We start from the raw sequence: 13,072 nt of genomic DNA, 5'->3' as shown, positions 1-13,072 counted from the left end.
GCCGGAATCTTCGCAGACATGGGCGTGCAATAAACGGCGTCTCCATTGTGCAGTGCAATATAACCTATTGCGCCCGGCGCTCAATGGCAAATCCGGTCACCTTGTCTTACAGCGAGGCATCTGCGGAGAGATCAGCCGGTTGCGCGTCCGAGACGCTACCAAAGCGCTCCGCCGGTGATCTGGATGTTTTCCATGGTGATGCCCTTGGCGAGATCCGAGCACAGGAAGACTGCCAAAGCCGCGATCTCCCGCGGCTGCAGCATGCGCTGCTGCGGGTTGCCCCTGGCGATCTCGGCCATCGCTTCCTCTGGCGTGCGCCCCTTGCCTTCGCGCTCGACGACCTGCGCCACATTGCGGCGCATCAGTTCGGTCTCGACCCAGGTCGGGCTGATCATAACGCAGGTGACGCCATGCGCCGCCCCTTCCAGCGCCACGCAGCGAGTGAGACCCAGCAGGCCGGCCTTGGACGCGCAGTAGGCCGGGTTGTCCTTCCACCCGACCAAGGCGGCCGTCGAGCCAATGTTGACGATGCGGCCCCAGCCGCGCTCGATCATACCCGGCAGCACGGCACGCGTGACGCGGAAGGCGCCGGTCAGGTTGGTGTCGACGATCTTGTCCCAAAGCGCGTCGGAATGGCCGCAGACCGGCTGCTCGGCGGTGGTGCCGGCGGCGTTGACCAGAATGTCGGCGGGGCCGATGGCCGTCTCGGCATCAGCCGCGAAACGGTTGGTGACGTCGCTGTCGCGAACGTCAAGGTGTGCGGCGTGAACTTTCGTTCCATGGGCGGCAAGGGCCGAGCGCACGCGCTCGATCTCGTCGGCGGCCGGATAGTAGGCGGCATCGGATCTGTCGGCGCCGGCAGGCGCGATGTAGGAGCCGACGGCGACATTGGCCCCAGCCTCGGCCAAAGCCGTGGCAATGGCGAAGCCCATGCCCGAGAAACCGCCGGTCACGATGGCGCTACGGCCGGAAAGGTTGTTCATGGCGCACGGTCTCCGCTTCGTTTGGGCAGGCAATCAGTCCTGACCGGATTTGGCAATCACAGCGGCGCAGCCTCCATCGACGAGGGTTCAGGACCCCTGAACCGGTCTGCCCAGCCATTCGCGATAAAAGCCTTCGAGGTCGGGTTCGAAATCATGCACGATGGGATAACCGGGTGCCGCCGCCTCGACCTCATGCAGCGTCCCGCACTCCGGGCAGATGAACTCCCGGATTTCCATCCATTCGGGATCAGGGAGATCGCTGTTGGGATAGATCTCGCGCAAAGCCTCCTCGGTGTTGCGCACGTTAATCGCGGCGTTGAGCTTCCAGTTCTTCCGATAGTCGCCGAAGGAGTGGCCGCATTCGCAGCGGGTAATGCGCTCATCGCCACTCTGGCAGATGAACAGATGGTCCGAGACCGGCAGTAGGATCGGGTCCTTCCAGGCGACACGATCCTGATAGACGGCAACCATCTTGAAGAAACGGTCGTCATCCTTGTAGGCACTCATGATGCGCCTTGTCTGCGGCCAGGGCAGCTTGCCGGCGGCCAGATCGCCCAGAACTTCCTTGCTGTATGAGGTCATGGCTTGGCTCCCGGCGTGAAGATCGATTTGGCGTCAACGTTCCAGAAATCGCTGAATTCCTTGGTGAAGCGCGACGACAGCTTGATCGCGCTGGCGTACATTTTCTTCACTTCGGGCGCGAAGTCGGCCTTTCCGACGCGGCCACGCTCCTTGGCGATCCAATCCGTCACCGGGATCGCCTTAGCCAGGCGCTCTTTGCGCATGGCGGCGCGGCGTTCGACCGTGGCGTCGATATCGGCGACGGGATAACCGTCTTCATCGTCCTTCAGCACAATTCCGAAAACCTGGTCCGCCGCTTCACGGGTGAGAAAGCCGTTCTCGACATCCCATGCCGTCTTGATCGGATCGCGCTCCAGCACGTCGCCATAGCCGCCGCCGCCATTGTAGGAATGGCTGAAGATGTCGCCGGATTTGTGCGGCGAGGTGATGTAGGGGCCTTCGACCACGACATGGTCGCCGCCGATGTTCTTCTCGTAGTCGGAGACGTCAGGGTCGATGCCGGGCGAATGCGCCAGCGGTTCGCCTTTTGCCGCCAGTTCGTGAATGTCTGAGTTGCGCACCGCGCGATGCTTCTGGCAGGTCGGCGCCGGATAACCACCGCACATGCCGCCATTGTCGAACACGCGCGAGGAGTGCTCGGAGGTGTGGAGCCGCAGATGTGAGGTCTTGTTGATCAGCCAGGTCGAGACGAAGGAACAGCCACCGCGATATTTACCGGCGCCGCCGGAATTCGGCACGATCGAACGGCCGATGTAGACCATCGGCATCGACTGTTCCCAGACCTCGATGTTGCCCATGTCGGATTCCGGGTTCCAGCCGACATAGGCGGTGTCGAGACCGTCCTTGATGGCGAGCGCACCGGACCCGGCGGCAGCGCACTCGAAATGCGCCATGCCGAACGGCGTGCCGTATTGGCTTTCGCCGCCCATCTCGATCATCGGGCTGTTGACCTGGCCGACAAAGGCCTCCTCGACGAAGCCGCGCGCGACAAAACTGCGCGACAAAAGCCGCTGGAAAACGCCGTAGGCCGGCAGCAGCAGCGCCCAAGAGGTGGCGGTGGCCACCATCTCGTTGTCGGGGTTGGTCCAGGTGCCGTGCGGCAGTTTCAGTTCGGTCGCCATCCAGGCACCGTCATTGACCAGGCCTTCGAAATTCATGTGCTGGGTCAGCGTCACGAACATGCCGCCATCCATGCCGGCCGGCGTGCAGTTCATCGAATGGTAGCCCCAGGGCTGCGTGCCCTCGAAGTCCATGGTGATCTTGCCGTCTGACGTGATCTCCATCTCGATCGGGATGTTGTAGAGCCAGTCGGGATCGCCGAGCAGCTGGAAGCCGGGCTTTCCCGCCGTGACATGGCCGTAGAACGTGTGGCCGCGGTAGATGCCGGGCACGGTGAGCTGGCGGGTGCGGGCGAGCTGGGCGCGACGGCCTTCCTCGATGAACTCCTTCGACACCTTCATCCAGTAGTCGAGGCCGATCTCGGAGATCAGCTGCTTGACGCTTTCGCGCATGTCGATGCAGGAGGCGACCTTGGCCTTCTCGTCGAGCACCCAGTAGATCGGCATGCGCAGATTGCGCTCGCAGCGTATGACGTAGTCGCGCCGGATCTCGTCATTCTCGCCGATCTTCTCGGCGCAGACGAACAGGCCTTCGGTGAAGCGCTCCTGCGCCAGGCAGACATCGCCGCCCGGCGTGATGCCGCCGGCTTCCAGTTCGTGGCAGACGGCACCGGCCCAGCCGACCAGCGTGCCTTCATGGAAGATCGGCACCACATCCATGACATCAGGCACCTGCACGGTGCCGATGAAGGCGTCGTTGTTGGCAAAGATGTCGCCTTCGCGGATCTTCGGGTTTTCCTCGTAATTGTTCTTGATCATCCATTTGATGAAGCGGCTCATCGTATGGACATGCACCATGATGCCATTGGAGAGCGCGATGGCGTCGCCTTCGGGCGTATAGATGGCGACCACCATCTCGCCGACTTCGCGCACGCCGGGCGAGGCCGAGATGCGGCGGGCCATTTCGCGAGCCGAGACGCAATAGGCGCGCAGCTTGGTGTGCAGCGTCTCGAACTTCAGCGGATCCTGGTTGCGCAGCGTGAGTTCCGTGATGCCGTCATAGCAGCCGGTCTCTTCCATCAGCCGCTCGGAATCGAGCAGTCTTTCGCGAAGGCGCAGGGTCGAGGCAGGTTTGTCCAACATGGCGATGCCCTCTCAAGCGTGGGTGTAGTGCAGCAGCGTCCATTCATCGACATGGACGCGGTCCTGCGGATGAACGACGAGCGTGGTGGCGGGGTGTTCGATGATGGCGGGGCCGATGACTTCGTGACCGGGCTGCAGCAGGTCCATCTCATAGAGATTGGCCTTGTGCCAGCGTCCGCCGATATAGGCCTCGCGCACGCCCTTGTGCGCGGAAGCCGGATCCGACTTGCCAAGCGGCCGCTTGAGCAGCACCGGCTTGACCTTGTCGGCGGTGGCGATCAGCCCGAGTTCGGTGATGGTGAAGCCGGCCTCGCCATAGCGCGACACGCGATGATTGACCTTGGCGTAGACCGCCTCGAACTCGTCGATAACCCTGCGCATGTCGTCGGCCGAGTTGACCTCAACCAGCGGCGCCATCACTTCGACATCCTCGAGCTGGCCGGTGTAGCGCATCATCAGGAACGGCACGGTCCTGATCTTCTCACGCGCATGGCCGTCGGCGATCATCTCGTCGACCGCGGCCTTGGTCAGGTCGTTCCAGACCGTGGTGACCTTGACGCCGAAGGCGGCCAGCGTCGCCTCATCGGCGCGTGACGGGATGTCGTGCTGCGTCGACACCGAATGCCGGCGCATGAAATCAGCCGTGGTGCAGCCGAAGGCGGAGAAGGCGGCCGCAAACTGGAAGGTGATGATGTCCTTGAAGCCGATGCCCCTGGAACAGCCGGCCAGGTGCAGCGGGCCAGAGCCGCCATAGGACAGCAGCGTGAACTCGGAGGGATGGATGCCCTGGCCCGAAATGACGCGGCGCAGCGCGTTGTTGGCGTCGGCCTCCAGCATGTCGATCATGCCTTCGGCGGCTTCCTCCAGCCCGACGCCCAGGATGTCGGAGCATTTCTCCTGGAAGGCGCGGCGGGCCTTTTCGACCTGCAGCACGACCTTGCCGCCGAGGAAATAGTGCGGGTTGAGCCGGCCGAGAATCGCATCGCAATCGGCAATGGTCGGTTCGGTGCCGCCCCTGGCGAAGCAAATCGGACCTGGATCGGAGCCGGCGCTTTCCGGTCCAAGCGAGACTTTCTTGGTCAGCGGATCGACCTTGAGGATCATGCCGGCGCCGGCACCGATCGTATCGAGGTGCAGCGTCGGCACGTTGAGCTTGAAGCGATCCATCAGCGGCTCGTTCTCGATCCGCGTCTGGCCGCGCGTGATAACGCCCATGTCGAAGGAGGTGCCGCCCATGTCCGAGCAGATCAGCGAATCATTGCCGATCAGCTTGCCGACATAGGCAGCACCGAGGATGCCGCCGATCGGGCCGGAGATCATGGTTTCATGCAGGCGCGGATGGTTGATCGAGGTCAGGCCGCCGAAGGAGAGCAGCGTCTGCACGCCATATTTGAAGCCGTATTTCTTCGAGACGTCCTCGATACCCCTAAGCTGCTTGCGGCCGCGCGAGGTGGCGTAGGCCTCGATCAGGACCGAGTTCAGCCGCGACTGCTCGCGGATGACCGGGCGGACCTCGTGGCTGGTGTAGACGATGATGTCGGCGCCGGCCTTGTCGACCTCTTCGCGGCAGATTTCCGCGATGCGCTTCTCGTGCACCGGATTGACGTGCGAGAAGATGGTCATGATGCAGATCGCTTCGACCTCGTCGGCGATCAGTTTTTTTGCGGCTGCAGAAACCTCGTGCTCATAGAGCGGCAGCACGACGTCGCCGAACTGGTCGATCCGCTCGGTGACGCCATGGGTGCGGCGGCGCGGCACCAGCGGATCGGGATGATGGTGGGTGACCGCATGCAGCCGGTCGGCGTAGGAATAATCGGCCCAGGCCTGCAGCCCGCGGCCCATCAGGATCATGTCCTCGAGGCCCTTGGTGGTGATCAGGCCGAGCCGGCGGCCGGTGCGCGACAACAGCGTGTTCAGCATGCCGGTGCCGGAATAGAGCACGACGTTGACGCCTGAAAACAATGATTCCAGCGAGATGCCCCAGGCATCCGCCGCGTCCTCGGCCGAGGCCAGAAAACCCTCGGCTTCGTTCTTCGGCGTGGTCGCCGACTTGCCGATCTTGAAGTGGCCGTCCTGATCGACAAGGATCGTGTCGGTCATGGTGCCGCCGGCGTCGATGCCGATGACGATTGGGTTGCCGACAATGGGGGCGGTGAGATTGGGTTGGGTCACGGTCGCCTCGGGATCTGGTCTAGGTTGACGCCAGGCTAGATTCATTGGATGGCCTCGCGCCATATGCCTAAAGACACAATGACGGTTGGGCTGACATCGCCGAGAAAAGGGCATGGGCATGGGCAATATCTGGGCGCCGCTCGCCAAAGCGATCGCCGCCATCGGCACGGACAGGCATGTCGACTGCCTGATCGACCTGATCGGCGCCGACATCGACCACGACCTCGTCACGGTGACGCGCTATTCGGCGACGCAGACACCCGAATTCATCAAGCACCGGCGCTTCTCGGATGAGATGGTCCGGCGCTATCTCCACAATTACTACGTGTTCGACCCGTTCTATGCCTCGTGGCGGCGCGAGCGCAGGTTGGGCATCATGCCGCTGAAACGGCTCGCCGACGACGAGGCCAAGCGCGGCCAGTACATTGCCGGCTTCCTGGCGCAGTCGGAGATCTGCGACGAGGTCGGCATCATGCTTGCCGATGGCGGCGACTGGTGCCTCGGCATCTTCCTCGACCGCTCGACCACGTCGTTCAAGGAGAGCGAGATCGCTTTGCTGGACGAGCGGTTGCCTGTATTCGAGGCGCTGCATGCGCTCGACATCAAGGCGCGCGGAACCAAATTCTCCCGCACGTCGGCGCCGACAGGCCCCGGCGCCTCGCCCCGGCAGGAGCCGACGATCCCGGCCAGTCTGTGGCCGGAGCTGTCGCTGCGCGAGCGGGAATTGGTTCAGTTGATCCTCGCCGGCCACCCGACGGCCAACATCGCCGAGCGCCTCGGCATCACCGTCGGCACGGTCAAGAACCATCGCCGGCGCATCTACGAGAAGCTCGACATCACCACCGAGCGGGAATTGTTTTTGCAGTTCTTCCAGCATCAGGCCGATCGCTAGCCGCTCGCTTACCCAGCCGATCCGCCAGCCGAATGCCTGATTTGCAGAGCCGCTCCCTCCGTGAATTGGTGCAGGGGGCTTGTCGCCGGAATGGCTCGAAAACTGGCTTCAAAATTCCTCTTGCGGAACGCCGCCGTCCCGGCTTAGTCTCGGCTTCGCACAGAAAATGAAATTTAATTCCATTTGTGCGGTGCCCGCAAGCCAGTGCAGTGCCCAGGAAAAGTGCCCGGACGCAATCGACTGAGAAAATATTTGATATATCATCTACCAGAACGGAAATAGCTGACATGGTCCAGCAGACATCGATCCAGCCATCGGCGCCCTGGTTGCGGCTCGACGTCGACGATTCGGACTGGAACGACGCCGAGGTTTCGAGCCTGGTGCGCTGGTATCAGCAGATGCTGCTCATCCGCCGTTTCGAGGAAAAAGTGCTCGATCTCGCCAATGCCGGGCTGGTGCATGGTCCGGCGCATGCCAGCATCGGACAAGAGGCGACGGCGGTCGGCGCCATGTCCGTGCTCGGTACGGGCGACCGCATCAACGGCACCCACCGCGCCCATCACCAGGTCTTGGCCAAGCTTGTCAACGCGCAGACGCCCGGCGGATTCGACCCGTTGCATGACGCTTTCAACCCGGACATGCAGGGCTCGGTGCGCGGCTTGATGGCCGAGATCATGGGCCTCAAGTCAGGCTATTGCGGCGGCCGTGGCGGCTCGATGCATATGCGCGACGATGCCTCCGGCATCCCTGGCACCAGCGCGATCATTGGCGGCAACCTGCCGCATGCGGCCGGCTATGCGCTGGCCGACAAGCTGCTCGGTACCGGCAACATCTCGGTCGCCTTTTTCGGCGACGGCACGATGATGGCGGGGCCGGCCTATGAGGCGATGAACATCGCCGCGCTCTACCGGCTGCCGGTGATCTTTTTCGCCGAAAACAATCTCTATGCCGTCTCGACGCACATCAACGAGCAGACGCGCGAGACGCGGCTGGCCTCGCGCGGACCTATGCTCGGCTTTCGCGGCATCGAATGCGACGGCATGGATGTGGTGGCGGTCCACCATGCCATGCGCGAGGCGCGCCGGGCGATCGAGGAAGACGGTGGCCCGGTGCTGGTCGAGGCGCTTTGCTACCGCTTCCTGCATCAGAGCGGCGCGCGCCCGGGTAGCGAATTCGGCTACCGCACGCGGGCCGAGGAAGACGCCTGGAAAGCGCGCGATCCGCTGGTCACGATGGCGGCTCGCCTGAAGACGATGGGCATTTTGAACGCTTCCGACCTCGGCACACTCGACCAGCGCGTCATGGAGGTGGTCAACACCGCTGCCGATTCGCTCACCGAAATGAGTGGCAACGCGCTGGGCATTCCCGACCATCTGTGGCCAGACCCAGGCGGCGTCGACAACCAGATACGCGGTGATCTTTCCGAACTGAAGGGCGAGCGTTTCCTCGAGATCGAGGATATGCCGCCAGCCGACACCAGGCCGGTCAAGTTCATGGTTGCCGCGTCCGAGGTGATTGCGCGCGCCATGGAAAAGGATTCGCGCATCATTATCATGGGCGAGGATGTGCACCGGCTGCGCGGCGGCGTTTCGGGCGCCACAAAGGGTGCGCTGGAACGCTGGCCGGAGCGTGTACTGGCAATGCCCATCGCCGAGAACGGTTTTGTCGGCGTGGCGCTGGGTGCAGCGCTTTGCGGGCTGCGGCCTATCGTCGAGATCATGTTCGGCGATTTCTGCCTGGTTGCCGCCGACCAGCTGTTCAATGCGGTCAGCAAGGTGCGCCACATGTTCGGCGGCGGCTTCCCGGTGCCGATCGTGATCCGGGTGCGCGTCTCGCCGCACACCGGCTACGGCTCGCAGCATTCGGGCGATCCGTCTGGCCTGTTCGCGCTGTTTCCCGGCTGGCGCATCGTCGCCCCGACGACGCCCTTCGACTATATCGGCCTGATGAATTCGGCGCTGAAATGCGACGATCCGGTCGTCGTCATCGAGCATGTCGAACTGTTCCCGAGCGAAGGGCCTGTGCCTGCGGATGACCGCGATTATTGCGTGCGACTCGGCAAGGCGAAAACCGTCAGGCCGGGCAGTGCCTGCACCTTGCTCACCAGTGCCAGCATGGTCGCCGTCGCCAAGCAGGTGGTCGAGGAGACCGGCGTCGATGCCGAGATCATCGATCTGCGCAGCCTCGACCCGACCGGGCTCGACTGGCCGCTGGTGGAGGCCTCGATCCGCAAGACCAACCGGGTGGCCGTCGTCGAGCAGGTGCAGCGTGGACTGTCGCTTGGCGGACGGCTGACACAAGAGATTCAGGATCGCGTGTTCGACTATCTCGATCACGAGATCCTGCATGTGACGGGAAGCCTCTCGGCTCCCGTCGTATCGGCCCCGCTCAACCGCGCCGCACTGGGCGGCGCTGATAAGCTCAAGGCCGCGCTTCAATCCCTCATTGCCGTGGGTGGATAGAGCAACGCATTGCCACAAAGATCTGACAAGAAAATGGGAGAATGAAATGGACATGACGATCCTACCAAGAGCCAAGACCAGGGCGACGATGCTGGCGGCCGTGCTGCTGGCCACCAGCGCCTTCTGGGCGCCTGCCACCTTCGCGCAGGACAGCAAGCCGCTGGTCATTGCGCGTAACATCGACCTCAATTCGCTCGATCCGCACCGCGCCTTCTGCGACACCTGCCAGATCTACAATTCCAGCGTCTACGAATCGCTGCTGACGCTGGACAAGGACAACAAGCTGATCCCGCTGCTCGCCTCGAAGTGGGAAGGCAATGCCGACCAGAGCAGCTTCACCTTCACGCTCGACCCGGCCGCCAAATTCTCGGACGGTTCGCCTGTCGAAGCCAAGGACGTCAAATGGTCCTGGGAGCGGCTGAAGAACCTCAAGGGCAGCGCCTCGTTCCTGATGGACAATGTCGCCTCGATCGAGACTCCGGACGCGCATACGGTCGTCGTCAAGATGGTCGCGCCGAGCTCCGAATTCCTCAACATCGCGGCGGCGCCCTACGCAGCGGTCGTCAACAGCAAGGTTGCTTCCGAAGCCGGCGCCAAGGCCGATGCGGACGCCTCGACGACAGACAATGCCGAGGCCTGGTTCCTGGCCCATTCGGCCGGCAGCGCGCCGTTCGTGCTGAAATCCTATGAGCCCAATTCGGAACTGCGGCTGGCGCGCAACGACAAGTACTGGCGCACGGCGCCGGCGCTGAGCGAAGTCGTCATACGCCAGACCAAGGATGCGGTGGCGCAGGCGCAGATGCTGCAGAGCGGCACCGCCGATATCGCCATGCAGATCGACCCGGACACGGCCAAGACGATGACCGGCAGCGACGTCAAGATCGAGACCGTGCCGTCCTACAACTTCATCTATGTGGCGCTGTCGCCCGGCGCCAAGGCCAACAAGGTGCCGCTGACGCCCGAAGTGCGCGAGGCCATTTCGCTCGGTCTCGACCGTCCTGCTATCCTCGACTTCACCATCGGCTCCGAGGGTCAGCTGATCAGCGCGCCGATCCCGCTCGGCTTCCCCGGCGGTTCGGGCTTCGAGGCGCAGCCCTATGACGTTGCCAAGGCAAAGGAACTTCTGGCCAAGGCCGGACACGCCGACGGCTTCGAGATGGAGGCGGCGTTCCCCGGCATGAACGTCTACGGCGTCGATCTCTCGCTCTTGATGCAGAAGGTCCAGCAGGATCTGGCCAAGATCAACATCAAGCTCGACCTGCAGCCGATCCCCTTCGCCAATTGGCGCGAGCGCGTCAATGGCGACGGCATCCCGATGACGGCGGTGTTCTACGCGCCGGACTATTACGGCACCTCGCAATACATCGACTATTTCGCCATGACGAAGGGCAGCCCTTGGTCGCGCCGTGCCGGCGCGGAGCGCGACCCGTCGGTGCTCAACCCGAAGGAAGCGGATATCTACAAGGCAGCCCTTGCGGCAAGCGGCGACGAGGCCTCCAAGCTGTGGCACCAGGCCGGCGAGGAGATGATCAAGGACAGGATCATCCTGCCGCTGATCAGCCCGAACCTGATCCTGGCCTACAAGTCGGACGTCAAGGGCGTGCGCTACAGCGCCTGCTGCAACCTGCCGCTGGCAGAACTCAGCCACTGAGCAAAACAATACGGGGAGGCGACAGTCGCCTCCCTGTTCTCCATCCCGGAAGGCCAGCAAATCCTGTTCTTCCAACATCACATTCAATATATGATATATCAATGAGCGGAGACCTCGTCATGCCTTCCCTGATCAACTCCAAGGACCAGTTGCTGCGCGAGCGTGCGGCCTCGGTGATTCCGGGCGGCATGTGGGGACACATGGCGACGCGCTATCTCGGCTCCGCCTATCCACAATTCTTCGAACGCGCCGACGGCTGCCGGGTCTGGGACATCGACGGGCACGAATACATCGACCTGATGTGCAGTTGGGGGCCCAACATTCTCGGCCACCATCATCAAGCAGTCGAAGAGGCTGCCGCCCGGCAGCGTCGCCTCGGTGATGCAATGAACGGCCCCGGCGAGGTATTGGTCGAACTGGCCGAGCTGCTGGTCAAGACGGTCGCGCATGCCGACTGGGCAATGCTGCAGAAGAACGGCACCGACGCCACCACGGCCTGCGTGACGATCGCGCGCGCCGGCACCGGCCGACGCAAGGTGCTGGTCGCGCGCGGCTCCTATCACGGCGCCGTGCCGTGGTGCACGCCATCGCTGGCCGGCGTCACCGCCGAGGACCGCGCCCATCTGATCCATTTCGACTACAATGACGTCGCCAGCCTCGAAGCGGCCGTCGAGCAGGCCGGCAACGATCTCGCTGCTGTCGTCGTCACTGCCTTCCGGCACGACATCGCCCGCGACCAGGAACTGCCGACCGCCGCCTTCGCCAAACGGGCGCGCGAACTCACCACCGCTGCCGATGCGGCATTGATCGTCGACGATGTGCGCGCCGGCTTCCGCATCGACCTCGCCGGCAGCTGGGAGCCGCTCGGCGTACGGCCGGACCTGTCCGCCTTCTCGAAGGCGATCGCCAATGGCTATCCGCTGGCCGCCATCGCAGGCACCGACCGGTTTCGCGAAGCCGCGACCAAGGTCTATGTGACGGGTTCGTTCTGGTATGGCGCCGTCGCAATGGCCGCGGCGATCGCCACCATCAGCACACTGCGCGACACCGACGCCGTCACCCACATGACACAGGCCGGCGACAGGCTGCGCTCAGGCCTCGATGCTGCAGCGAAGAAGCATGGTCTTTCGCTGCGACAGACAGGTCCGGTGTCGATGCCGATGGTGCTGTTCGACGGCGATGCCGAATTCAAGCTGGCCAACGCCTTCTGCTCGGCCGCCTTGCGCGAAGGCGCCTATTTCCATCCCCGGCACAACATGTTCCTGAGTGCTGCGCACACCGCAAAAGATATAGATCTCGCCCTGCAGGCTGCCGATGCGGGCATGGCCGCCGCGGCGCAGGTGGCGTGACCGGCGCCAATGCGGTGGAAAGGAACAAACTGTTCAGCCGGTGGCCGACACCAGTCGGCCGTTCTGCGCAGCGCGGCGCAGTTCTTCCGGCGTGACCGCGCCGTCGTTCAGCCGTTCGAGAACCTTGACCAGCAGGCGGCCGCCTTCGATCATGTCCTGCTGAATGCCCTTGCGCACACCGTTCTCGTCGCGCGCCCGCAGCGCTTCAAGAATGTCGAGATGCCGGTGGCGGCCGTCATAGGTCGGCCGGGCGTGCGGGTATTGGTAGTTCACCAGCGGTCCGTTGCGCAGCCAGATTCCCTCGATGATGGCCAGCAGCTCCGGCATTTGCGCCGCCTGGTAGATGGAGTGATGGAATTCCCAATTGTCGCGGACGGCTTCGAACCAGCGGCCATTGTCCTCGTTGGCAATGAGTTTCTCATGCACCGCCGCCAGACGGTCGATCTCGCGCGGCTCGATGCGCGTCGTTGCCGCGGCACCCGCCATGCCTTCGAGATGCAGCCTGATGCTGCGCAGTTCCAGATACTGAGCCAGCGACAGCTGGGCGACGGTGATCGAACGGCCGGCCTCCATCTCCAGGCCTTTTTCGCGCACCAACTGCATCAGCGCCTCGCGCACCGGCGTCTCAGACACCTGAAGGCTGGCGGCAAGGTCGCGGATCTTGAAGCGATGGCCCGGCCAGAAACGGCCTTCCATCATGGCACGGCGAAGCTCCTCATAGACACGCGTCGTCAGATTGTCGCGCGCGATCGGCGCGATAGAAGCAGTCACATCCGCTCT

The 13,072-nt window shown here is 63.4% G+C and carries 9 protein-coding genes; 4 read left to right on the top strand and 5 right to left on the bottom strand.

Going from position 1 to position 13,072, the window contains the following annotated elements; translation table 11 throughout:
- Positions 1–155: 155 nt before the first annotated feature.
- The 4 genes from LB519_RS01395 to LB519_RS01380 form a co-directional block, all read right to left on the bottom strand.
- Positions 156–983: an SDR family NAD(P)-dependent oxidoreductase gene (locus tag LB519_RS01395; RefSeq protein ID WP_224618415.1), complete on the bottom strand. Its 828-nt coding sequence runs from the start codon at positions 981–983 to the stop codon at positions 156–158.
- An 87-nt stretch (positions 984–1,070) separates the two neighbouring features.
- Positions 1,071–1,565, bottom strand: coding sequence for an acetone carboxylase subunit gamma (locus LB519_RS01390; protein ID WP_224618414.1), 495 nt, complete (start codon positions 1,563–1,565; stop codon positions 1,071–1,073).
- Positions 1,562–3,766: a hydantoinase B/oxoprolinase family protein gene (locus LB519_RS01385; protein WP_224618413.1), complete on the bottom strand. Its 2,205-nt coding sequence runs from the start codon at positions 3,764–3,766 to the stop codon at positions 1,562–1,564. The genes LB519_RS01390 and LB519_RS01385 overlap by 4 nt, the downstream gene beginning before the upstream one ends.
- 12 nt (positions 3,767–3,778) lie before the next feature.
- Positions 3,779–5,938, bottom strand: coding sequence for a hydantoinase/oxoprolinase family protein (locus LB519_RS01380; protein ID WP_224618412.1), 2,160 nt, complete (start codon positions 5,936–5,938; stop codon positions 3,779–3,781).
- A 112-nt stretch (positions 5,939–6,050) separates the two neighbouring features.
- On the opposite strand from LB519_RS01380, the gene LB519_RS01375 reads away from it, so the two are divergent.
- From LB519_RS01375 to LB519_RS01360, 4 genes are all read left to right on the top strand, one after another.
- Complete coding sequence (locus tag LB519_RS01375; RefSeq protein ID WP_063169873.1) at positions 6,051–6,830, top strand: helix-turn-helix transcriptional regulator; 780 nt, start codon at positions 6,051–6,053, stop codon at positions 6,828–6,830.
- 287 nt (positions 6,831–7,117) lie between these two features.
- The gene (locus LB519_RS01370) at positions 7,118–9,292 is read left to right on the top strand and encodes a dehydrogenase E1 component subunit alpha/beta (RefSeq protein ID WP_063169872.1); all 2,175 of its coding nucleotides are present in this window, start codon (positions 7,118–7,120) and stop codon (positions 9,290–9,292) included.
- A gap of 88 nt (positions 9,293–9,380) precedes the next feature.
- Entirely contained in the window at positions 9,381–10,943 is a 1,563-nt protein-coding gene (locus LB519_RS01365) for an ABC transporter substrate-binding protein (RefSeq protein ID WP_167355196.1), read from the top strand.
- Between the two features lie 119 nt (positions 10,944–11,062).
- Positions 11,063–12,292 carry an aminotransferase class III-fold pyridoxal phosphate-dependent enzyme gene (locus tag LB519_RS01360; protein WP_224618411.1) on the top strand — a complete coding sequence of 410 codons (1,230 nt, stop codon included), beginning with the start codon at positions 11,063–11,065 and terminating at the stop codon, positions 12,290–12,292.
- 33 nt (positions 12,293–12,325) lie between these two features.
- Here the strand turns inward: LB519_RS01360 and LB519_RS01355 are convergent, their stop codons facing one another.
- A complete protein-coding gene (locus LB519_RS01355) occupies positions 12,326–13,063 on the bottom strand; it encodes a GntR family transcriptional regulator (protein ID WP_013528131.1) in 738 nt (245 codons plus the stop codon).
- Positions 13,064–13,072 lie beyond the last annotated feature (9 nt).

The organism is Mesorhizobium sp. AD1-1, assembly GCF_020164655.1.
Lineage (GTDB): Bacteria > Pseudomonadota > Alphaproteobacteria > Rhizobiales > Rhizobiaceae > Mesorhizobium > Mesorhizobium ciceri.
This window is presented reverse-complemented; position numbering and strand designations above follow the sequence as displayed.